The following is a 22,679-nucleotide window of genomic DNA, read 5'->3' on the forward strand; positions in this document are numbered from 1 at the left end:
GCACGCAATCATCGCTGACCGTCTCTTTGTCGATACGGCCACAATCGGAAGCGTTGCGACGCGGATCGAAACCGTTCGATCTTCGAATGATCGAAGGTGCGTCCGAATTGCCCGGATTGTTACTCATCACTTCGTGATCATTCGTTAAAGGACATCAGGTTTGCTGCCGAATACGACTGTGACCTTGAAAGCACGGTTCGTCCCGGCTTCACCCCCCACGAGCCGGCCCCGTCCCGCACCCAGGAGGCCTGGTGTCCGTTCTCCTCGAGCAGCCCGCAAGCCTGGTCGCCTACCGCCCGAACAAGCCGACCGCCATGGTGGTCGTGGCCGACCCGCGTGTCCGATCCACCGTCACCCGCCATCTGTGGGCGCTCGGTGTGCGCGATGTCATCGAGGCCTCGTCCGTCGCGGAGGCTCGTCCCCGCATCGGCAACCCCCGCGACATCTGCGTCGCCGAAGTCCACCTGCCGGATGGTTCCGGCCTCACCCTCCTCTCCGAGACCCGCGCCGCGGGCTGGCCCAACGGGCTGGCCCTGTCCGCCGCCGACGACATCGGCGCCGTGCGCAACGCGCTGGCCGGCGGGGTGAAGGGATACGTCGTCACCGGCACCCGCACCAACCTCGGGCTCCCCACCCGCCCCGGTGCGGCCCCCATCGGCGCCGCCGCCGCCCGTCTGCACCGTCGCCCCCCGGGTGCCCCGAGCCACCCGGGCGGCTACCGCGAACTGTCCGGCCGCGAGGTCGAGGTGCTGCGGCTGGTGGCGGAGGGCCAGTCGAACAAGGCGATCGGCGTCTCCATGGGCCTGTCCGCCCTGACCGTCAAGAGCCACCTCGCCCGTATCGCACGCAAGCTCGGCACGGGCGACCGCGCCGGCATGGTCGCCGTGGCCCTGCGCACCGGCATCATCCACTGACCCCCGTTCACCCATCTGACCCCCGTTCCGGACCCGCGCCCGCCGGCACACGCCCGCCGGCACCGCGGTCGGCGGGCGCCGCCCGCGCGGCGTCCGCCGCGGCCTGTTTTCGCTGGTCGGCCGTGCTTCCGTACGTAGGGGCAGGTCAGGCCCTTGCCGGTACGGATACTCTTGACAGGTGACCGACGCCCACGACACCGCAGCAGACAGTTCCCTGCGCACCACCGGAGGCGCCCCTCCGGACGACGGCGGATCTTCTGCTACGGAGGCGCCGATCCCCCTGCTGGAACCGCGCGAGGGCATTCCGCCCGTCGTCGCAGACGAGACCGCGCTCGCCGAGGTGACCGCCGCCTTCGCCGCCGGGACCGGCCCCGTGGCCGTGGACGCCGAGCGCGCCTCCGGCTACCGCTACGGCCAGCGCGCCTACCTCGTCCAGCTGCGCCGCGAGGGCGCGGGCACCGCGCTCATCGACCCGGTCGACTGTCCCGACCTGTCCGGCCTCGGCGAGGCGCTGTCCGGCACGGAGTGGGTGCTGCACGCCGCCACGCAGGACCTGCCGTGCCTGCGCGAAATAGGCATGGTGCCCACGCTGCTCTTCGACACCGAACTGGCCGGGCGCCTGGCCGGGTTCCCCCGCGTCGGCCTCGGCGCGATGGTCGAGAACGTCCTCGGGTACGTCCTGGAGAAGGGCCACTCCGCCGTCGACTGGTCCAGCCGCCCGCTGCCCGAGCCCTGGCTGCGCTACGCCGCCCTCGACGTCGAGCTGCTGGTCGACCTCCGGGACGCGCTGGAGAAGGAGCTCGAGCGGCAGGGCAAGCTCGACTGGGCCCGGCAGGAGTTCCACGCGATCGCCTCGGCGCCGCCGCCGGAGCCCCGCAAGGATCCCTGGCGGCGTACCTCCGGCATGCACAAGGTCCGCCGTCGCCGGCAGATGGCCGTCGTCCGGGAGCTGTGGCAGACCCGCGACCGCATCGCCCGTCGGCGCGACGTCTCCCCGGGCAAGGTGCTCCCGGACGCCGCCATCGTCGAGGCGGCGCTGGCCATGCCGGCCAATCCGCACGCCCTGGCCGCGCTGAACGGGTTCGGCCAGCGGGTCGGGCGGCGCCAGTTGGAGCAGTGGCAGGCGGCGGTCGACCGGGCGCGGGCGCTGAGCGAGGACCGGCTCCCCCAGCCCGGCCAGCCGGTCACCGGTCCCCCGCCGCCGCGTGCGTGGGCCGACAAGGACCCGGAGGCGGCGGCCCGGCTGTCCGCCGCACGGGCAGGCGTGACCGCGCTGGCCGAGCGGCTGGGCATGCCGGCGGAGAACCTGATCACCCCGGACACGGTGCGAAGGGTGTGCTGGGAGCCCCCGAAGACCGTCACCGCGGAGTCGGTCGCCTCGGCGCTGTCCGCCCACGGTGCGCGGGCCTGGCAGGTGGAACAGGTCACCCCGGTCCTGGTGGCGGCGTTCACCGCATGACCCCCGCACCCGACCCGGCCACCCGCCTCCGCGGACGCGGCACCACGGACGGACCGGGGCCGGCAGGCACCACTCACCCAGCACGGCCCAGGCGGGTGAAACAGGCCACGCCGGCGGCGGCGGTCCCCGCATGAGCGTCCAGCCACGCGACCACGCCCCGCCGGCCGACCACCCGCGCCGGACCCCCACAGCCGCCGCAGCACCCACGCGCCACCCCCAGCCGGAGCCCCAGCGGTCGCACGCCGGCCTCCGGCCGGGCACCCCGACGCACCGGCCCCGGCCGGCACCCGCCTCGGCCCCGGCCGCTCACGGGTCGCGGGCCCGGCACGTGGATCGGACCGTGCCAGGGCCGGCGGACACCCCCGGCCACGGACCGGAACCGGCCGAAGTTCTCCCGGGCACGTGGCGGACCGCGGCCGGGCGGTGCGGGGCGGGGCGCGGGTCCTCAGCCGGTGGCCGCCTCGGCCCGGGTGTAGAACTCGGTGAGGGCCCGGGGGTTCTTGGTGAAGACGTCGATCTTGCGTACCAGGCCGTCCTCGACCTTGATGACCTCGACCGAGGACAGGGCGTGTTCCTCACCGGTGGTGTGGGCGACGAGGGTTCCGTCGAGTACCCCGACGGCGCCGGTCGGGCCCGCCTCGTGGATCCGGAAGTCGATCCTGCCGACGTCGGCGTGGCCCGTGATCACCTTCAGCACCGACTCCACCCACGCCTCTCTGCCGTGGTGCACCCCGCCGTAGGGGAGCTCGTTCGTGTGATCCACGATCAGATCGGGAGCGAGGGTGGCCAGGACGCGCGGCATGTCCCCCTCCAGCAGCGCGGTGTAGAGCTCGCGCACGACGTCCGCGGGTCCCCGCGTCACCGTCCTCACCGTCTCGGCCCGGTGGTCCATCTCGCACGCCCCTTCGGTCGGGTTCGGGGTACAGCCCCGTGACAGGGGCAGGCACCATGCAACGACGGACGGACCCGAGAAGGGAGATCCCACTGTGACGTGTACGGGCAGGGCCCCCCACCGGGACACCGTCAGTGCCTTCCTGCGCACGCGACGCGAAAGGATCACCCCCGAGCAGGCGGGCCTGCCCGTCTACGGCCCGCGGCGGGTGCCCGGGTTACGCAGGGGTGAGGTCGCCGCCCTCGCCGGGGTGAGCGTCGAGTACTACACCCGTCTGGAACGCGGCAACCTCAAGGGCGCCTCCGACCGGGTGCTGGACGCCCTCGCCCGGGCCCTGCGGCTGGACCCCGCCGAACGCACGTACCTGTACGACCTCGCCCGCGCCGCGGGACCGGCGTCCAGGGCCCCGGCACCGCCCCCGGCGGACCGCCCCGCCGTGCGGCCGAGCGTGACCCGGATCATCGACGGCATGCCGCGCCTGCCCGCGTGCGTCATCAACAACCGGCTCGACGTACTGGCCGCCAACACACTGGGCCGGGCCCTGTACACGCAGCTGTTCACCGGTGCGGCTCCCGGCGCCGCGAATGTCGCCCGGTTCGCCTTCCTCGACCCCGCGGCCAGGGATTTCTACCTCGACTGGGAACGCATGGCCGGCTACGCGGTGGGCGCGCTGCGCATCGAATCGGGCCGGCACCCCTGTGACCGGGAGCTGACCGGCCTGGTCGGTGAGCTGTCCGCCCGCAGCGCGGATTTCCGCACCCTGTGGGCGTCCCACGACGTGCACACCTTCCGCAAGGGCACCGACCGCTTCGGCCATCCGGTCGTCGGCGTCCTGCGGCTCGACCAGGAGACCATGACCCTGCCCGACGGGAGCGGCCTGAGCGTCGTCGTCTACAGCGCGCCCGCGGGGAGCGCCGCCGAGGAGGGCCTGGACCGGCTCGCCGACTGGGCGGCCGCCGTACCGGCCCGGACCGCACGGCCGGACGTGTGATGTTCACCGCTCCACGCGGCGGGACTGGGCAGCCACGTTACTCATAAGTAGCATAGGCTGTAAGCAAGCGCTCAGCATCCCGTACCTGGAGGAGAGCCATCGTGCCTCGTACCGTCAGGGACGTCGTCTTCGTCGACGGCGTCCGCACCCCGTTCGGCAAGGCGGGCCCGAAGGGCATCTACCACGAGACCCGGGCCGACGACCTCGTCGTGAAGGCGATCCGGGAGCTGCTGCGCCGCAACCCCGGTCTCGACCCGAAGCAGATCGACGAGGTCGCCGTCGCCGCGACCACGCAGATCGGCGACCAGGGCCTGACCATCGGCCGCACGGCCGGCATCCTCGCGGGCCTGCCCACCTCGGTCCCCGGCTACTCCATCGACCGCATGTGCGCCGGCGCGCTGACCGCCGTCACCACGGTGGCCGGCTCCGTTGCCTTCGGCGCGTACGACATCGCCATCGCGGGCGGTGTCGAGCACATGGGCCGCCACCCGATGGGCGAGGGCGTCGACCCCAACCCGCGGTTCGTCTCCGAGAAGCTGGTCGACGAGTCCGCCCTGTTCATGGGCATGACCGCCGAGAACCTGCACGACCGCTACCCGGGCATCACCAAGCAGCGGGCCGACGAGTACGCCGTGCGCTCCCAGGAGAAGGCCGCCAAGGCGTACGCCAACGGCAAGATCCAGGCCGACCTGGTGCCGATCTCGGTGCGCCGCACCACTGTGCCCGACAGCGGCTCCGCCGCGGGGTCGGCCGGCGAGACCGGCTGGGGCCTGGTCACCGCCGACGAGCCGATGCGTCCGGGCACGACGCTGGAGAACCTGGCGAACCTCAAGACGCCGTTCCGCGTCCACGGCCGGGTCACCGCGGGCAACGCGGCCGGTCTGAACGACGGCGCCACCGCCTCCCTCATCGCCTCCGAGGACTTCGCCCGCGAGAACAACCTCCCGGTGAAGATGCGCCTCGTCTCCTACTCCTTCGCGGGTGTGGAGCCGGAGGTCATGGGCTACGGCCCGATCCCGGCGACGGAGAAGGCCCTCGCGCAGGCGGGCCTGTCCATCGACGACATCGGCCTGTTCGAGATCAACGAGGCCTTCGCCGTCCAGGTCCTCGCGTTCCTGGAGCACTACGGCATCGCCGACGACGACGCACGCGTCAACCAGTACGGCGGCGCCATCGCCTTCGGCCACCCGCTGGCCTCCTCCGGCGTCCGTCTGATGACGCAGCTGGCCCGCCAGTTCGAGGAGCAGCCGCAGGTCCGCTACGGCCTCACCACCATGTGCGTCGGCTTCGGCATGGGCGCCACGGTCATCTGGGAGAACCCGCACTTCGAGGGGGACAAGTGAGCACCACCGCAGAGCTTCTGAAGGGTGCGGCCGAGCTGTTCCCCGGCGAGGTCGTCACGCAGGCGCACGTACGCCACTTCGACCTGCCGCTCGGCGCGGGCCGGTTCGCGCTGATCACGCTGGACAACGGTCACGACCACACCAAGCCGACCACCCTCGGCCCGCAGTCGCTGGCGAACATCGACGCCGCGATCGACCGGGTCGAGAAGGAGGCCGCGGACGGCGAGATCGTCGGCGTCGGTGTCACCGGCAAGCCGTTCATCTTCGCCGTCGGCGCCGACCTCAAGGGCGTCGAGCTGCTGAAGCGGCACGAGGACGCGCTGGCCATCGGCAAGGGCGGCCACGACGTCTTCAAGCGGCTGGCCGGCCTGGCCGTGCCGACCTTCGCGTACTACAACGGCGCCGCCATGGGCGGTGGCGTCGAGGTCGGGCTGCACTGCACGTACCGCACGGTGTCCGCGGCGCTGCCCGCCTTCTCCCTGCCCGAGGTCTTCCTCGGTCTGGTGCCGGGCTGGGGCGGCTGCACCCTGCTGCCGAACCTGATCGGCGCCGACAAGGCCGTCTCGGTGATCATCGAGAACAGCCTCAACCAGAACAAGCAGCTCAAGGGCGTGCAGGTCCACGAACTCGGCATCGCCGACGCGATCTTCGAGGGCGCGGACTTCCTGGAGCAGTCGCTGCTGTGGACCGCGTCCGTCCTCAAGGGCGAGATCGTCGTCGAGCGTCCCGTGATCGACCGCGGTGAGGCCTGGGACCAGGCCGTCGCCAAGGGCCGCTCCATCGCCGACTCCAAGGTGCACGGCGCCGCCCCCGCCGCCTACCGCGCGCTGGACATCATCGCCGCGGCGAAGAACGGCGACCTCCAGCAGGGCTACGACGCCGAGGACAAGGCGCTCGCCGACCTGATCATGGGCGGCGAACTGCGCGCCGGCATCTACGCGTTCAACCTGGTGCAGAAGCGCGCCAAGCGCCCCGCGGGCGCCCCGGACAAGAACCTGGCCCGCCCGGTCACCAAGGTCGGTGTCGTCGGCGCCGGTCTGATGGCCTCCCAGCTGGCGCTGCTGTTTCTGCGCCGCCTCGAGGTGCCGGTCGTCCTCACGGACATCGACCAGGAGCGCATCGACAAGGGCGTGGGCTACGTCCACTCCGAGATCGACAAGCTGCTCGGCAAGGGCCGGATCAACCAGGACAAGGCCAACCGCCTCAAGGCGCTGGTCTCGGGTGTGCTGGACAAGGCCGAGGGCTTCGCGGACGCCGACTTCGTCATCGAGGCCGTGTTCGAGGAGATGGGCGTCAAGCAGCAGGTGTTCGCCGAGGTCGAGGCGGTCGCCCCGGCGCACGCGATCCTCGCCACCAACACCTCCTCGCTGTCCGTCTCCGAGATGGCCTCGAAGCTGAAGCACCCCGAGCGGGTCGTCGGCTTCCACTTCTTCAACCCGGTCGCGGTGCTGCCGCTGCTCGAGATCGTGCGCGGCGAGCAGACCGACGACGCCTCGCTGGCCACGGCGTTCGGCGTCGCCAAGAAGCTGAAGAAGACCGCGGTGCTGGTGAAGGACGCCCCGGCGTTCGTCGTGAACCGCATCCTGACCCGCTTCATGGGCGAGATCCAGAACGTCATCGACGAGGGCACCCCGGTCGACGTGGCCGAGAAGGCCGTCGAGCCGCTCGGTCTGCCGATGTCGCCGCTGGTGCTGCTGGAGCTGGTCGGCCCGGCGATCGGTCTGCACGTGTCCGAGACCCTCAACCGGGCGTTCCCGGACCGCTTCACGGTCTCCCCGAACCTCAAGCGGGTCGTGGAGGCGGGCAAGCGCGGCTTCTACGTCTACGACAGCGGCAAGCCCGAGCTGGACCCGGAGGTCGCCGCGCTGCTCGAGCAGGGCGGTACCGTCCTCACCGAGGAGCAGGTCCGGGCGCGGGTGCTGGACGCGGTGGCACGGGAGATCGGGCTCATGCTCGACGAGGGCGTCGTCGCCGAGGCCCAGGACATCGACCTGTGCCTGATCACCGGCGCCGGCTGGCCGTTCCACCTGGGCGGCATCACGCCGTACCTGGACCGTGAGGGCGTCTCCGAGCGGGTCAACGGCACGAGGTTCCTGGAGCAGGGCGTGGCGAGCGTCCCGGCGTAACCGAGGGCGGTCCCCGCACCGGGGGCGGGCCGCACGGACGACGTTCCGTACGGCCCGCCCCCCCTTTTTCAGACCTCCCGCCACGCCCGCAGGGCCAGCCCCGGTTCGTCCTTGCGGCGGGTGAGCAGCAGGGTGCCGGTGGACGGGACGAGGGAGGCCGCAACGATCTCGTCCTGCTCGTCGAGGGCGACGGACACCCGGGCGTCGGCGGGCAGTTGGGGACCGGACTCGGTCCACCAGGCGCCGGCGGACTCCTGCTCGGTGGGGTACGCGGCGAACGCGACCCGGCCACTGGCCGAGCGCTGGGCCAGTACGGTGCAGTCGTGGCCGTCGATGTCGCAGCGCACGGCGGAGACCGGGCCGGGACCGGCCGCGGTGATCAGGGGAACCGGTGCCTCGCCGGGGCGCCAGGCGCACACCTCGTCGCGCTCGTCGGTGAAGAAGACGGTGGTGTGCCCGGCCGACGTGGCCAGGGCGCGCAGGGTGCCCGGCCGTACGGGTACGTCGATGTCCTCCGCCCGCACCGGTTGCTTGCCGGACTCCTCCTGACGCCAGTGCAGGATTCCGCCCGGACCGGCCGCGTACAGCTCGACCCGGCCCGACTCCCCCGTGACGGCGGCGAGTTCCTCGTGGACCTCCTCTCCCCCGAGCCGGGCCCACGGCTCCCAGCCGCCCTTCTCCTTCTGCGCCAGCATGCTCACCCCGCCGTCCTTGTCACGGACGAAGACATGGGCGCGGCCCCGGTCGTCGACGGCGACGGCCGGGGTGCCGGTGCGCTCACCCTTTGTGTCGGGGTGGCCGACGGGGATCCAGTCCAGCGGGGCGAGCCGGGGGCGGAAGTGGGTGGAGTGGACCAGGCCGGCCTGGCCGTTCCCGGTGGGCCGCCAGGCGACGAGATGGGCGTAGCCGTCGGCGCCCTGTCCGACGGCCGGTCCGGGGCACAGCTTCTGGTCGCCGCCGATCCGGCGGGCTGGCTCCCAGGCGCCGCCGGGCGCCAGTTCCGCGCGGCACCTCAGGGCGTCGTCCGACGGCAGATAGACGGTGAGGCGGCCGTCGCGGCCGCGGAGGAGCCAGTCGCCGTTCACCACTTCACCCTATGCAAGGCGGTGCGCGGGGCGCGGGCGGGGCGCCCCCTCGTGGGACCCTGACGGCATGAACGACACCGCCGCCACGCTCGTGATCGTCGACGCCGCGAATGTCGTCGGGTCGGTGCCCGACGGATGGTGGCGGGACCGCCGGGGCGCCGCGGAACGCCTCCGCGACCGGCTGGCCGCGGACGGGGTGCCCGGCCGTCCCGGGCCCGTGGAGATCGTGCTGGTCGTCGAGGGGGCGGCCCGGGGCGTGGAGTCGGTCCCGGGCGTCCGGGTGGAGTCCGCCCCGGCGAGCGGCGACGACCACATGGTCACCCTGGTGGCCGAGGCGGGGGCCCGCCCGGTCCTGGTCGTCACGGCCGACCGGGAACTCCGCCGCAGAGTAACCGCCCTGGGCGCCGACACGGCAGGCCCTCGCACGGTACGCCCCTGACCCCGCCGCCCCGCGCTGCCGCGTTCCCGGCCCTCCCACCGCGTGCGGGGCGAACACCCCTTTCGCCCACCCGCTACGGCAGTCCGCCGCACCTCGGGCACCGGCCGGCACCACACCCGCCCGCCGACCGGGCACGGACGCACCGCCGCCCCGGAGGTCCAGGCGACCGCACCCCTTTCGGGCGGCCCGGCACCCCGCGACGTCCGGCGCAGCCCGGGAAGAACGCGCCGGGGGTCCGTCCCCCCGGAAGCCCGAACCACACCCCATCAAGCGGTCGAACACCCCGCAACCTCGACGCAGCCCGGGAAAACACACACCCCGACCCCGCTCCCCCACCGGCCCACGCCCACATCACAGCCCGCCCCACCGGTCAGCACCCCGCACCCCTGGGCGCAGCCCGCGAAAGAACGCGCCGGGAGCCCTATCCCCGAAGCCCGAACCACACCCCATCAAGCGGACGAGCACCCCCGCAACCTCGACGCAACCCGGGAAAACACACACCCCGACCCCGCTCCCCCACCGGCCCACGCCCACATCACAGCCCGCCCCACCGGTCAGCACCCCGCACCCCTGGGCGCAGCCCGCGAAAGAACGCGCCGGGAGCCCTATCCCCGAAGCCCGAACCACACCCCATCAAGCGGACGAGCACCCCCACGAGCTCGGTGCAACCCGGGAAAGCACACACCCCGAGCCCGCTTCCCCGTGGGCCCACGCCCACATCACGGCCCGCCGGACCGGTCAGCACCCCGCGCCCCCGGCGCTGCCCGGGAAGGCACCCACCACGAGCCCCCTCAGCAGCCCAGGGCCACGGTCCTTCGGGCCATCCAGCAGCCCGCGCCCGGGTGCGGCGCGGCACGGGCAGGAGCGCACCGAGGGCCCGCCCTGAAAGCCCAGGCGGCCGCCCCGCAAGCGACGCGAGATCCCGCCGCTCCGCGAAGGACGCACGCACCACGCGCTGTGGCTCAGCCCCGGCCCGCTGATCGCCCAGCGCGTACCGGCTCGGCCGCGGCCGTCCGCTCCCGCCGGTCGAGGGCCGACCGCGAGCGACACCGCAAGAGGAACGCGCCGCGAGCCCGCCTCCGGAAGCCGGGCCACGGCCCTTCAGACGGTCCGGCACCCTGCGTGGAAGGCGCGTCGCGCGGCCGTCCAGGGCCTTCGGCGCACCGCGCCACCGGCGCCGCGCGGGAAGGCGCGTCGCGCGGCCGTCCAGGGCCTTCGGCACACCGCGCCACCGGCGCAGCACGGGATGGCGGCCGGGCTGCCCGGGTGTGGCCCGGACAGTGGTTCCGTGGCCCGCCTCGGAGCAGGCCACGGTGTCAGGGGGCGGGTGGGGCAGGGGTTGGTTCCTCCGGGGTTCGGGCCAGGCGGCTGTGGGTGCGGCTGTAGAGGAAGTAGACGACGATGCCGATGGCCATCCAGATGCCGAAGCGGACCCACGTCTCGGCCGGCAGGTTCAGCATCAGCCACAGGGACGCGCCGACCGACACGATCGGCAGGAACGGGACCCACGGCGTGCGGAAGGCGCGCGGCAGGTCGGGCCGGGTCCGGCGCAGGATGATCACGCTGATGGCGACGATCACGAAGGCGAACAGCGTGCCGATGTTCACCAGCGCGGCCAGTTCGTTCAGCGGGGTGAAGCCCGCGAGGATCGCGATCGCGACACCGAGCAGGATGGTCGGCCGGTGTGGGGTCCTGAACCGGGGGTGGACCCGGGAGAAGAACCGCGGCAGCAGCCCGTCGCGGCTCATCGCGAAGAAGACCCGGGTCTGCCCGAGCAGCAGGATCATGCAGACGGTCGTCAGTCCGACGGCGGCCCCGAAGCTGATGAAGCCCGCGAACCAGGGATGCCCGGTGGCCTTGAAGGCGTCCGCGAGCGGCGCGTCCACGGACAGCTCGGTGTAGTGCTGCATACCGGTGACGACGATCGACACCAGCACGTACAGCAACGTGCAGATGAACAGCGAGCCCAGGATGCCGCGGGGCATGTCGCGCTGCGGGTTCTTGGTCTCCTCCGCGGCCGTGGCGACGATGTCGAAGCCGATGAAGGCGAAGAACACCACCGACGCGGCCGTGAAGATGCCCATCACGCCGAAGTTGGCCGGGGCCCAGCCGAAGATCAGCTGGATGAGCGGCGAATCGAGGCTGTCCCCGGCGGGCACCGGCTTGGAGTCCGGGATGAACGGGTCGTAGTTGTCGGCGGTGATGAAGAACGCCCCCGCGATGATCACCACGAGGACCACGGTCACCTTGATGGCGACGACGAGCGAGGTGACGCGGGCGGACAGCTTCATGCCGAGGACGAGGATGCCGGTGAGCACCAGCACCAGGGCGGCGGCGAGGATGTCGAACCCGAAGACGTCCGAGCCCTCCCGGCTGCCGAGCGCCGCGGGCATCTCCCAGCCGGCGTTGTCCATGAGCGACTGGATGTACCCCGACCAGCCGACGGCCACCACCGCCGTGCCGAGCGCGAACTCCAGGACCAGGTCCCAGCCGATGATCCAGGCGGGCAGTTCCCCCAGGGAGGCGTACGAGAAGGTGTACGCGGAGCCCGCCACCGGGACGGTGGAGGCGAACTCGGCGTAGCAGAGCGCGGCGAGCGCGCACACCACACCGGCCACCACGAACGCGATGGCCGTGGCCGGCCCGGCGTTGTCCTTGGCGACCGTACCGGTGAGGACGAAGATGCCGGTGCCGATGATGACACCGACACCGAAGACGGTCAGATCCAGCGCGGAGAGGGACTTCTTGAGCGCATGCTCCGGTTCCTCGGTGTCGCGGATGGACTGCTCGACCTTCTTCGTCCTGAAGAGGGGGCTTGTCACGGGTACCTCCCACGCTTGTCGTCCTCGACATGATCGAGAGGGGGCGTAGGTCGTATCCCCCGGCGCGTGCGCCCTCACGCAAACGGGCCGCGCGCGCCACTCTTCACAGTGGCACGCGCGGCCCATCCGGGCGACGCCTGATGCGGTTCAGTCGCGGGCGGGTTCCACCGCGTCGGCGGCGGAAGGCGCGTCGCGCAACCCGTCGAGCTTGGCGACCAGTCCGGTGACCTGACGGGCGATGTCGGGGGCGGTCAGCCCGATCTCCGCCATCACCTCGGCGCGGGAGGCGTGGTCGAGGAAGCGCGGCGGGATGCCGAAGTCGCGCAGCGGCACGTCCACGCCGGCGTCGCGCAGCGCCTGGGCGATCGTGGAGCCGACACCGCCGACGCGGGAGTTGTCCTCGACGGTGACGACGACGCGGTGCTTCGCGGCGAGCGGCGCCATCGCCTCGTCGACGGGCTTGACCCAGCGCGGGTCGACGACGGTGGCGGAGATGCCCTGCCGGTCCAGCAGGGCGGCGGCCTCCAGGCACATCGGGGCGAGCGCTCCCACCGACACCAGCAGCACGTCGGGGGTGTTGGTGCCGGGCTCGCGCAGGACGTCCATGCCGCCGACGCGGCCCACGGCGGGCACGGCGGGTCCGACGGCACCCTTGGAGAAGCGCACCACGGTGGGCGCGTCCTCGACGGACACGGCCTCACGGAGCTGGGCGCGGACCTGGTCGGCGTCGCGCGGGGCGGCCAGCCGCAGCCCGGGGACGACCTGAAGGATAGACATGTCCCACATGCCGTTGTGGGAGGCGCCGTCGGTGCCGGTGATGCCGGCCCGGTCGAGCACGAACGTCACGCCGCACCTGTGCAGGGCCACGTCCATCAGCACCTGGTCGAAGGCGCGGTTCAGGAAGGTGGCGTAGACGGCGAAGACGGGGTGCACGCCCGCGTGGGCGAGGCCCGCCGCGGAGACGGCGCCGTGCTGCTCGGCGATGCCGACGTCGTAGACCCGGTCGGGGAAGCGCTTGGCGAACTTGTCCAGGCCGACCGGCTGGAGCATGGCGGCGGTGATGGCGACGACGTCCTCGCGCTCCTCGCCGAGCTTGACCATCTCCTCGCCGAAGACGGAGGTCCAGTCGGCGCCGGAGGTGGCGATCGGCAGCCCCGTGTCGGGGTGGATCCTGCCGACGGCGTGGAAGCGGTCGGCCTCGTCCTGGAGTGCGGGCTGGTAGCCGCGGCCCTTCTCGGTGAGGCAGTGCACGATCACCGGGCCGTTGAACCGCTTGGCGCGGGTCAGCGCGGACTCCAGCGCCTCGATGTCGTGGCCGTCGATGGGGCCGACGTACTTGAGGCCGAGGTCCTCGAACATGCCCTGCGGGGCGATGAAGTCCTTCAGGCCCTTCTTGGCGCCGTGCAGGGTGTCGAAGAGGGGCTTGCCGACGACCGGAGTGCGCTCCAGGAGGTCCTTGGTGCGGGTCAGGAAGCGCTCGTAGCCGTCGGTGGTGCGCAGGGTCGCGAGATGGTTGGCGAGGCCGCCGATGGTGGGCGAGTAGGAGCGCTCGTTGTCGTTGACGACGATGACGAGCGGGCGGTCCTTGGCGTCGGCGATGTTGTTCAGCGCCTCCCAGGCCATGCCGCCGGTGAGCGCGCCGTCGCCGATGACCGCGACGACGTGGCTGTCGTCGCGCTTCATGAGCTGGTTGGCCTTGGCGATGCCGTCGGCCCAGCCGAGCACGGTGGAGGCGTGGCTGTTCTCGATGACGTCGTGCTCGGACTCGGCCTGCGAGGGGTAGCCGGACAGGCCGCCCTTCATCTTCAGCTTGGAGAAGTCCTGCCGGCCGGTCAGCAGCTTGTGCACGTAGGACTGGTGGCCGGTGTCCCAGAGCACCTTGTCCCTGGGCGATTCGAAGACCCGGTGCAGGGCGATGGTGAGCTCCACCACACCGAGGTTGGGGCCGAGGTGGCCGCCGGTCTTGGAGACCGCCTCGACGAGGAAGGTCCGGATCTCCCCGGCCAGCTGGTCGAGCTCCTCCGGGCTGAGCCGGTCCAGATCGCGCGGTCCCCTGATGCGGGTCAGCAGCGGCACCCGTGCCTCCTTGCAGTAGAGCTGATCGAGCTGTTGCCGGGCGGGTCGAGTCTAATGTTCCGCTCCGCCGGACCAACCCCGGGCAGTGGGTCATACATCACCCGATCAGCTGTACCCCGGATGCGCCCGCCCTACGACACGGCTGTCGCCCGGCACCTGGAAGGGCACCGGGCGACAGCGACGTACTTCGGGGGCGCGGGGCCCGGACCCTAGGCGCGGCCCGCGGTCTTCTGCGTCTTGCGGGTGACCGCGTCGATGACGACGGTCGCCAGCAGCACACCACCGGTGATCATGTACTGCACCGGCGAGGCGATGCCCTCCAGCGCCAGACCGTAGGTGATCGAGATGATCACCATCACACCGAGCAGCGCGTCCCAGGTGCGGCCACGGCCACCGAACAGCGACGTACCACCGATGACGGCCGCGGCGATGACGTTCATCAGGAACTCACCGGTACCCGCGCCCTGGTTGGCGGAGGCGATGTTCGAGGCGACGAACAGGCCGCCGATCGCGGCGAAGGTGCCGGCGATCGCGAAGACCGAGATCCGGACCGCCACCACGTTGATACCCGCACGGCGCGACGCCTCGACGCTGCCGCCGAGCGCGAAGACCTTGCGGCCGTAGGACGTGCGGCGGAGCACGAAGTCGGTGAGGACCAGGAAGCCCAGGAAGATCACCAGCGCCAGCGGCAGACCGCGGTGCTCGTTGAAGACGACGGCGGCGGCGAACGCCAGCACCGCGAGCAGCACGGTCCGTACGATGATCTCGTTCAGCGGCCGGGACGGCACCCCGGCGGCCTCACGGCGGCGGTTGTCGAAGAACGCCGAGACGAAGTACACCACCGTGGCGGCCGTCGCCAGGCCGTACGCGGCGGCGATGTCGGTGAAGTAGTAGCTGGTCAGCTTGACGGCGAAGCCGTCCGCGTCGAGGTTGATCGTGCCGTCGCTGCCCAGGATCTGCAGCATGAAACCCTGCCAGAACAGCAGGCCGGCCAGGGTCACGGCGAAGGCCGGGACACCGATGCGGGCGAACACGAAGCCGTGGAGGGCGCCGGCCACCGTGCCGGTGAGGACCGCCAGCACCAGGGCCAGCACCTCGTTCATGCCGTGGGTGACGCTCATGACCGCGAAGGCGGCGCCCGCGACACCGCTGACCGAGCCGACCGACAGGTCGATCTCACCGAGCAGCAGGACGAAGACGATACCGACGGCGATCATGCCCGTGCCGACCATGGCGACGGACATGTTGGAGAAGTTGCCGGCGGTGAGGAAGTTGGAGTTCAGGCTGGTGAAGATGGCCCAGATGATCAGCAGCCCGGCCACGACGGGGATGGAGCCGAGGTCACCGGCCTTCATCTTCCGCTTGAACTCGTTCCAGTAGCCCTTGAGGCCCTGCTCGCGGATGAGCAGCCGGGGGTCGACCGCGGTGACCGCGGCGGCCGCGGCCTCGGGGTTGTCCACGACGTGGTCCGCGGCGGGGGTGGAGGTCTTTTCGGTGCTCACTTCTTGATCTCCCCATTGGTGCGCGCCGCACGACGGGTCACGGCGTTCTCCGTGGCGCCCGTGATGGCGGAGATGATCTCTTCCTGAGAGGTCGACTTGACCTCGAAGACGCCGTTGTTGCGTCCGAGGCGCAGCACGGCCACCTTGTCCGCCACAGCCTTCACATCGGCCATGTTGTGGCTGATGAGGATGACCGCGTGTCCGCGCTCGCGCAGCCGTTCGACGAGGTCGAGGACTTGGGCGGTCTGCTCGACGCCGAGGGCGGCGGTCGGCTCGTCGAGGATCACCAGCTGGGGCTCGCCGAGCATGGACCGGGCGATGGCCACGACCTGACGCTGGCCTCCGGAGAGGGAGGCGACCGGGATCCGGACGCTGGGGATGCGGATGGAAAGGGTGTCGAGGAGGTCGCGGGAGCGGCGCTCCATCTCGACCTCGTCCAGAACGCCGCGCCTGCGCAGCTCCCGGCCCAGGTAGAGGTTGCCGACGACGTCGATGTTGTCGCACAGCGCGAGGTCCTGGTAGACCGTCGCGATGCCGAGGTGCTGGGCGTCGTTCGGCTTGTTGATCTGGACGCCCTTCCCTTCCCACTCGATGACGCCCTCATCGATGGGATGCACGCCGGCGATCGTCTTGACCAGCGTGGACTTTCCGGCACCGTTGTCGCCCACCAGGGCGACCACCTCACCGGCGTGGACCTCAAGCTCTACGTCGGTGAGCGCCTGGACGGCACCGAATCGCTTGGAGACCCCGCGCAACGCCAGCACGGGCGTAGCGGACACGTGAACCATCTCCTTCGCCGCCTGACCCGGCGGGAGGTTGTGCAGAGGACTGGGGGGTTGTTCCGTCCGGCGCCCCGCGTAGCTTGCGGGGCTGGTGTGTGCGGGGCGCCGGCGGAAGCGCGTGGCAGTCATCCCGTCGGGGAGTCCGGATCACGGACTCCCCGGTGTGTCACGGGACTTGGGGACTGCTTACTTGAGGCCGATCTTGTCGCAGGCGGCCTTGTACTTGTCGGTGCAGATCTCCTCGACGGTGTGGATGCCGTCCTTGATCACGGTGTCGTTGATGTTCTCCTGGGTCAGCGACACGACCGGGACGAGCACCGCGGGAATCCCCTTGGTGGTGGGGCTGTCCACCTTGTCCTTGGCGATGGAGTCGAGCGACTTGCCCTGGGCCAGCGCGACGGCCATCTCCGCGGCGACGTCCGCCTCCTGCGGGTAGGGCTTGTAGACGCTCATGTACTGCTCACCGGCGACGATGCGCTGCACACCCGCGAGGTCGGCGTCCTGGCCGGTGACCGGGATGCCGGCGATGCCGGCCCGCTTGAGGGCGGTGATGATGCCGCCCGCCATGCCGTCGTTGGCGGAGTAGACGCCGATGATCTTGTCCTTGCCGAGCGCGGAGATGGCGCCCTGCATGTTGGCGTTGGCGTTCTCCGGCTTCCACTCCTTGGTGTCGTACTCGCGGCCGACGTTCACCTTGCCGTCGAGGACGGAGTGCGCGCCCTCCTTGAACAGGCCGGCGTTCGGGTCGGTGGCGGACCCGTTCATCATGACGATCTGGCCGTCCTTGGCCTTGTCGCCCAGGGCCTTCAGCAGGGCCTCGCCCTGTGTCTTGCCGACCGTGACGTTGTCGAACGAGGTGTAGGCGTCGATCGGGCCCTCGGCGAGGCGGTCGTAGGCGACGATCGGGATGCCCTGGTCCTTGGCCTTCTGGACCGAGCCGGCGATGGCCTTGGAGTCCACCGCGTCCACGATGAGCACATCCACCTTGTTGGTGATCATCGTGTCGACCTGCTGGTTCTGCAGGCTGGCGTCCTGCTTGGCGTTGGCGTAGACGACCTCGCCCTTGTTGTTCGTAAGCTCCGCGACCTTCTTCTCGATCAAGGGCTTGTCGAACTTCTCGTACCGCGCGGTCTGGATGTCGGGCAGCAGCAGACCGACCTTGATCGCGTCACCCTTGTCGGCGGAACCGCCGTTGTCCTTCGCGCCGCCCGCCTCGTCGGCGCTGCCACAGGCAGCGAGCGAGACGGCCATGGCGCCCGCGGCAACGGCAACAGCAGCACGACGCATACGCTTGTTCATTCAGAAACCTCCCTGACGAGGCCGCGTCGTTGCGGCCGAGGTGGCTGGAAGTCAACTCGGCCACACGTGCGACGTCAAGAAGTAAATCCTTAACGAGATGGCAACGGTGCCATCCGTTCTCTAAGTGAAGGCAGACCCGACGGCGGTGAGTGGCCCCGTCTCAGTGCCGTCCAAAAGCGTCGAATCGCCCATCTCGCTCAGCGCGAGAGCGAGCGCTCCGAGTACCTCCGCACGGCCCCCGAGTGCCCCGGGGAGAACGGACAGTTGACGTGCCGCACTGGGGATCGCATAGCGGCCCACGGACTCCCGGATCGGCCCGAGCACCAGCTCGCCGGCCTCGGCGAGATCACCGCCGAGCACCACCCGGCTCGGGTTCAGCAGATTGCAGAGATTGGCGACTCCACTGCCGATGTGGCGGCCGACGTCGGCGATCACCCTACGACAGCCCGGATCACCGTCCCGTGCCAGCCTGACGATACCCTCCATCGTCAGGTCGGTGCCGTGACTGGGCTGGAGCAGCGGAAGCACATAGCGCGCCGCCGCGAACGTCTCCAGGCAGCCCCGGTTGCCGCAACGGCACACGGGTCCGGATTCATCGAGTGTAATATGTCCGATTTCCCCGGCGGTGCCGCCCGGCCCGCGATAGATCTTCCCACTGATCACCAGACCGGCGCCGACACCGCTGGCGACCTTGATGTACGCCAGGTCGCGCACCCCCCGGCCGCTGCCCCAGACCATCTCGCCCAGGGCGCCCAGGTTGGCGTCGTTGTCCACGTGCACCGGCACGCCGAGGCGCCCCCGCAGCTCCTCGGCGGGCCTGGTGCCCGTCCAGCCGGGCAGGATCGCGGTGGAGCCCAGCGTGCCGGACTCCACGTCGATCGGGCCGGGCACGCCCAGGCCCACGCCTGCCACCTTGGACCGGTCCACGCCGGTGGCCTCGATCAGCCGGCTGACCAGCTGCTCCGCCCGGTCGAACCCCTGCGAGGAGGAGGCGTCCACATCCAGCGGCTCGGCCTCCTCGGCCAGCACCTGATGGGCCAGGTTGCCCACCGCGACCCGCAGATGGGTGTGCCCGAAGTCGACCCCGATGACGATGCCGGCGTCCCCGCTCAGCGAGACGCTGCGGGCCCGGCGTCCGCCGGACGAGGTGGGCGTGACGTCGACCGTCCCGCCGTCCTTCAGTTCCCGGACGATGTTGGAGACCGTGGCCGCGGACAGGCCGGTCGTCCTCGCGATCTCCGCCTGGGTCAGGGAACCCGCAAGACGTACTGCTCGCACGACCCGCTCCAGGTTGGCTCGGTGCAGCGACGACTGCGACCCCGGAGTCTCCACGACGACCTCCTGCGCGCGGGGCCGCATCGATGAGGCCCCTCTCATTCCAACTAGTGAACTCTAAGATGAGCCGTTCGGGTCGCCTCCCGTCAAGAGGTTGAACGGTTTCCGGGTGCATGGACACATACATGCACGCCGCTCCCGGCAGGGGGAGCGGCGTGCGGGAGGCGGTGGGCGTCAGCGGAAGGTGCCCTGTGACACCGAACCGGCGATCCGCCGCTGGAAGACGCAGTACACGATCAGTACGGGCACCACCGTGATGACGATCGCCGCGAACAGCGCGCCGTAGTCGATGTCGTAGACCTGCGAGGACGCGTAGGCGGCCATGCCCTGGGTGAGCACCCACATGTCCTGGTCGGTGTTGAGCGCCACCGGCAGCAGGAACTGGTTCCACAGCCCCAGGAAGTTGAAGATCGCCACCGCCGCCATGCCCGGACGGGCCATCGGCAGCATCACCTGGAAGAACGCCCGCCAGTCCCCGGCACCGTCGATCAGCGCGGCCTCGTACACGTCGTGCGGCAGCGACCGGAAGAACGCATAGAGAAAGAACATCGTGAACGGCAGCGCGAACGCGACGTAGGTGAGGATCAGTCCGAAACGCGTGTTCAGCAGCCCGAAGTTCTGCAACTGGAAGAAGAGCGGAACGATCGCCAGGAAGACCGGGAAAGTCAGGCCGGCGAGCATGACGTAGTAGATCAGCCGGCGGCCGGGGAATTCGAACCGGGCGAGAATGTAGGCGCACATCGCGCCGAGCAGCATCACCAGGATCAGTGCCGAGACCACGACGATCACGGAATTCAGGAAGTACTTGCCGATGCTCGCGTCGGTCCACGCGTTCGCGTAATTCTCGATCCGCCAGTGGTCCGGCAGCGAGAACGGCGACGAAAGGATCTCGCCGGTCGATTTGAACGACGACATCAGCACCCACAGCATGGGCACGATCACGATCACGGACCAGAGGATCAGCAGGGCGTGCGAGATCGCCGCGAATCTGCGGTCACCGCTCGCGGCGGCACGCGTCACCTTCCGGCCTTTCGCCGGTTCACGGTCACTGGCCGTCTTCCGGTCGGCGGCGATGACGCTCACCCGGCACCTCCCTTGGCTGCGGCACGCCGAGCTCTGGACCCAGGTGCTTTCCTCTTGCTCTCGCCCTCGCCGCCGCCCGTGAGGCGGTTGACGAGGAACACCAGCGCCGCGAACACCAGGGTGACGACGGCGAGGACGACGCCCATCGCGGTGGCGTAGCCGAACTGCTGCTTGGCGAAAGCGACGTTGAACAGACGCTGGCTGATCGTCAGGGTCGAGTTGTCCGGGCCGCCGTTCGGCACCATCGCCTGGACGTAGACGAACGCGTCGAGGGCGGCGATGCCCAGGTAGATGTACGCCGTCTGCACGCTGTCCCGGATCGCCGGCAGGGTGACCGAGACCGTGGTGCGCAGCCGGCCGGCCCCGTCGATCCTCGCCGCCTCGTACAGCTCGGCGGGGACGCCCTTGATCGCGGCGACGAAGAGCACCGCGTAGAACCCGACGAGCCCCCAGACGATGACGAACATCAGGGCCGGCATCGCCGTCGCCTTCTCGCCCAGCCACGCGAACGTGTCGAACTGGTCGAGGCCGAGGCCCGTGAGGACGCCGTTGAGCAGCCCGGCGTTCGGGTCGTACATCTGCGCCCAGATCAGACCGACGATGATCGCCGGCACGACGTAGGGGAAGAACGAGATGATCCGGTAGAACGACGCTCCCCGGATCCCCCGGACGGGGCCCTTGCTGGGTCCGCCCAGGGTGATGGCCACGGCGACCCCGAGGGCGAGCGTCAGCGTCACCAGCGGCACGAAGACCGCGAGGAGTGCGACGTTGCGCAACGCCTTCAGGAAGATGTCGTCCTGGAACATCTTCGTGAAGTTGTCGAAGCCGACGAAGTTGTAGTCGGGGCTGAAGCCGCGCCAGTCGGTCATCGCCCAGAAGATCGCCTGGCCGAACGGGATCAGGACGAAGATCACGAAGATGGCCAGCGGGACACCGAGGAACGCGAGGAAGAACGTCACCCGGTCGAACGTGAGCTTGCGGCGCCGCGGGCGCCCACCGCGAGCGGCCGGCTCGGGCCGGCGGCTCGCGGTTTCGGCAGTGGGGATCGTCTCCTTCATCGTGGTGCTAGCTGACCTTGACCTTGTCGACGGAGTCGTCCTCGCGGACCTTGTCGGAGATCTTCTGCAGGGCCGAGGTCAGCCCCTTGCCGTCGAGGTCGCCGGCGAGGAACGAGTTCCACGGCACCAGCTGGTCGGTGTTCATCCCGTAGGTCTCGACGAACATGTAGTTGAAGATGTTGGTGCCCGCGGCCTCCAGCATCGTCGTCTGCGAGACGAGGGCCGTCGAGCCGTAGCCGTCGGCGGGCACGGTGCCCTTGACGATCGTCGGGGCCAGCTTCGTCTCCGAGAAGTTGGCGGCCGCCTTCTCCGACAGCATCGCCCGCAGCACCTCCTTGGCGCCGGCCGGGTTCTTGCCCTGCCTGGGCACGATGAACGGCTCACCGGCGGCCGCGCGGAGCGACTCGTAGGGCATCGCCGGCTTGTCGGTGAGCGTCATCGACGGGAATCCGGTCATCTGGAAGTCGGCCTTCGTGGCCTTCTTCATCTCGTTCTCGATCCAGCCGCCCGACGGGTAGAGCAGCGCCTTCTGGTCGTTGCTCCAGATCGCCTGCGCCTTCTGGAACTGGGTGCCGGAGCCGCCGGGGACGAACATCTTCTGCCTGACCATGGTCTCCATGACCTTGATGACGCCCTGGACGGCCGGGTGCGACCAGCAGCCCTTCTCCAGGTTCTCCAGGGCGAGCCGGACCTCGTCGCCGCCCTCCTTGATCGCCGAGTCGATCAGGAGGGTGCGGTAGTAGGTCGCCGCCTCCTTGCCGTGGACGAAGAGGTACTTGCCCTTCTTCTTCGCCTGCTGGCCGAGGTCGAGCGCCTCGTCCCAGGTCTTCGGCGGGGTCCAGCCGTTCTCCTCGAAGAGCGTCTTCGAGTACCAGACGCCGTACACGGTCATCACGTAGTTGAGCGCGACGAACTTGTCCCTGAACGTGCCGGGGACCTTGACGCCGGGGTAGACGATGTCGGCGATCTTCTTGCCCTCGTAGGTGTCGGCCTCGAAGAGGTCGTCGAGCTCCTCCAGCTGGTCGAGGATGCCGAGGAAGCCGATCTGGTCCTCACCGGAGTTGTCGATGAGGTCCGGCGGGTTGCCGCCGACGAAGCGCGGCTGGAGCTGGGGGGCGATGTCGACGACGGGATCGACCTTGACCTTGAGGCCCTTGATCTGGCTGCCGAGCACCTGGTTGGTGTAGTCGACGTAGTCGGTGCCGTAGCCGCCGTCGAAGATGGCCGCCTCGACCGTGGAGTTCTCGGCGACGCCGAACGGGTTGCTGTCGCTCTTCTCGCCCTTCGGGCCACCGTCGCCGCCGCTGCCGTTGCTGGAGGGAGAGCTGCACGCGACCGCGAACGAGCCCACCGCCGCGGTGGCGATGGCCCCGCGCAGGAGCGTCCGCCTGTCGAGAGAGCCGGGACGAATGGTCATCTCTGCATCCTCACTGATCGATTGGATCTGTACGAGTGTGCTGCGTGCGCGCCCGG

The 22,679-nt window shown here is 70.4% G+C and carries 17 protein-coding genes; 6 read left to right on the forward strand and 11 right to left on the reverse strand.

The annotated features are described in order from the left end of the window. Positions 1–251 precede the first annotated feature (251 nt). Together AC5L3C_RS07935 and AC5L3C_RS07940 are read left to right on the forward strand one after the other, a co-directional pair. On the forward strand, positions 252–914 hold the full coding sequence (locus AC5L3C_RS07935; RefSeq protein WP_004923664.1) for a helix-turn-helix transcriptional regulator: 663 nt from the start codon (positions 252–254) through the stop codon (positions 912–914). Positions 915–1,092: 178 nt separating this feature from the next. After that, positions 1,093–2,373: an HRDC domain-containing protein gene (locus AC5L3C_RS07940; RefSeq protein WP_493647963.1), complete on the forward strand. Its 1,281-nt coding sequence runs from the start codon at positions 1,093–1,095 to the stop codon at positions 2,371–2,373. A 445-nt stretch (positions 2,374–2,818) separates the two neighbouring features. Here AC5L3C_RS07940 and AC5L3C_RS07945 read toward each other — a convergent pair whose 3' ends face one another. Continuing rightward, positions 2,819–3,235, reverse strand: coding sequence for a nuclear transport factor 2 family protein (locus AC5L3C_RS07945; protein ID WP_493647964.1), 417 nt, complete (start codon positions 3,233–3,235; stop codon positions 2,819–2,821). Positions 3,236–3,359: 124 nt separating this feature from the next. Between AC5L3C_RS07945 and AC5L3C_RS07950 the strand changes: the two genes are divergently transcribed. From AC5L3C_RS07950 to AC5L3C_RS07960, 3 genes are all read left to right on the forward strand, one after another. Then, a complete protein-coding gene (locus tag AC5L3C_RS07950) occupies positions 3,360–4,256 on the forward strand; it encodes a helix-turn-helix domain-containing protein (protein ID WP_493647966.1) in 897 nt (298 codons plus the stop codon). Positions 4,257–4,357: 101 nt separating this feature from the next. Continuing rightward, complete coding sequence (locus AC5L3C_RS07955; RefSeq protein WP_493647968.1) at positions 4,358–5,599, forward strand: thiolase family protein; 1,242 nt, start codon at positions 4,358–4,360, stop codon at positions 5,597–5,599. After that, positions 5,596–7,725, forward strand: a complete 2,130-nt coding sequence (locus tag AC5L3C_RS07960; RefSeq protein WP_493647970.1) for a 3-hydroxyacyl-CoA dehydrogenase NAD-binding domain-containing protein — start codon at positions 5,596–5,598, stop codon at positions 7,723–7,725. Before AC5L3C_RS07955 ends, AC5L3C_RS07960 begins: the two co-directional genes overlap by 4 nt. 68 nt (positions 7,726–7,793) lie before the next feature. Here the strand turns inward: AC5L3C_RS07960 and AC5L3C_RS07965 are convergent, their stop codons facing one another. Then, positions 7,794–8,810: a PLL family lectin gene (locus AC5L3C_RS07965; protein WP_493647971.1), complete on the reverse strand. Its 1,017-nt coding sequence runs from the start codon at positions 8,808–8,810 to the stop codon at positions 7,794–7,796. 67 nt (positions 8,811–8,877) lie between these two features. Here AC5L3C_RS07965 and AC5L3C_RS07970 point away from each other — a divergent pair, with 67 nt between their 5' ends. Then, a complete protein-coding gene (locus AC5L3C_RS07970) occupies positions 8,878–9,249 on the forward strand; it encodes a PIN domain-containing protein (RefSeq protein ID WP_493647973.1) in 372 nt (123 codons plus the stop codon). 1,316 nt (positions 9,250–10,565) lie between these two features. Here AC5L3C_RS07970 and AC5L3C_RS07975 read toward each other — a convergent pair. The 9 genes from AC5L3C_RS07975 to ngcE form a co-directional block, all read right to left on the reverse strand. Further along, a complete protein-coding gene (locus AC5L3C_RS07975) occupies positions 10,566–12,071 on the reverse strand; it encodes an amino acid permease (protein WP_493647974.1) in 1,506 nt (501 codons plus the stop codon). Positions 12,072–12,218: 147 nt separating this feature from the next. After that, positions 12,219–14,147 carry a 1-deoxy-D-xylulose-5-phosphate synthase gene (gene dxs / locus AC5L3C_RS07980; RefSeq protein WP_493647975.1) on the reverse strand — a complete coding sequence of 643 codons (1,929 nt, stop codon included), beginning with the start codon at positions 14,145–14,147 and terminating at the stop codon, positions 12,219–12,221. A gap of 209 nt (positions 14,148–14,356) precedes the next feature. Then, entirely contained in the window at positions 14,357–15,649 is a 1,293-nt protein-coding gene (locus tag AC5L3C_RS07985) for a sugar ABC transporter permease (protein WP_493647977.1), read from the reverse strand. Beyond that, positions 15,646–16,437, reverse strand: a complete 792-nt coding sequence (locus tag AC5L3C_RS07990) for an ATP-binding cassette domain-containing protein (RefSeq protein WP_493647979.1) — start codon at positions 16,435–16,437, stop codon at positions 15,646–15,648. The genes AC5L3C_RS07985 and AC5L3C_RS07990 overlap by 4 nt, the downstream gene beginning before the upstream one ends. A 180-nt stretch (positions 16,438–16,617) precedes the next feature. Beyond that, entirely contained in the window at positions 16,618–17,730 is a 1,113-nt protein-coding gene (locus AC5L3C_RS07995; protein ID WP_493647980.1) for an ABC transporter substrate-binding protein, read from the reverse strand. A 120-nt stretch (positions 17,731–17,850) separates the two neighbouring features. Continuing rightward, positions 17,851–19,062, reverse strand: a complete 1,212-nt coding sequence (locus AC5L3C_RS08000) for an ROK family transcriptional regulator (protein ID WP_493653775.1) — start codon at positions 19,060–19,062, stop codon at positions 17,851–17,853. A 177-nt stretch (positions 19,063–19,239) separates the two neighbouring features. Further along, positions 19,240–20,148, reverse strand: a complete 909-nt coding sequence (locus AC5L3C_RS08005) for a carbohydrate ABC transporter permease (protein WP_493647982.1) — start codon at positions 20,146–20,148, stop codon at positions 19,240–19,242. Then, positions 20,145–21,206: a carbohydrate ABC transporter permease gene (locus AC5L3C_RS08010; protein WP_493647984.1), complete on the reverse strand. Its 1,062-nt coding sequence runs from the start codon at positions 21,204–21,206 to the stop codon at positions 20,145–20,147. The genes AC5L3C_RS08005 and AC5L3C_RS08010 overlap by 4 nt, the downstream gene beginning before the upstream one ends. Positions 21,207–21,213: 7 nt before the next feature. Then, positions 21,214–22,557, reverse strand: coding sequence for an N-acetylglucosamine/diacetylchitobiose ABC transporter substrate-binding protein (gene ngcE, locus AC5L3C_RS08015; protein WP_493653776.1), 1,344 nt, complete (start codon positions 22,555–22,557; stop codon positions 21,214–21,216). Positions 22,558–22,679 lie beyond the last annotated feature (122 nt).

The sequence above is a fragment of the Streptomyces speibonae genome, assembly GCF_984686075.1.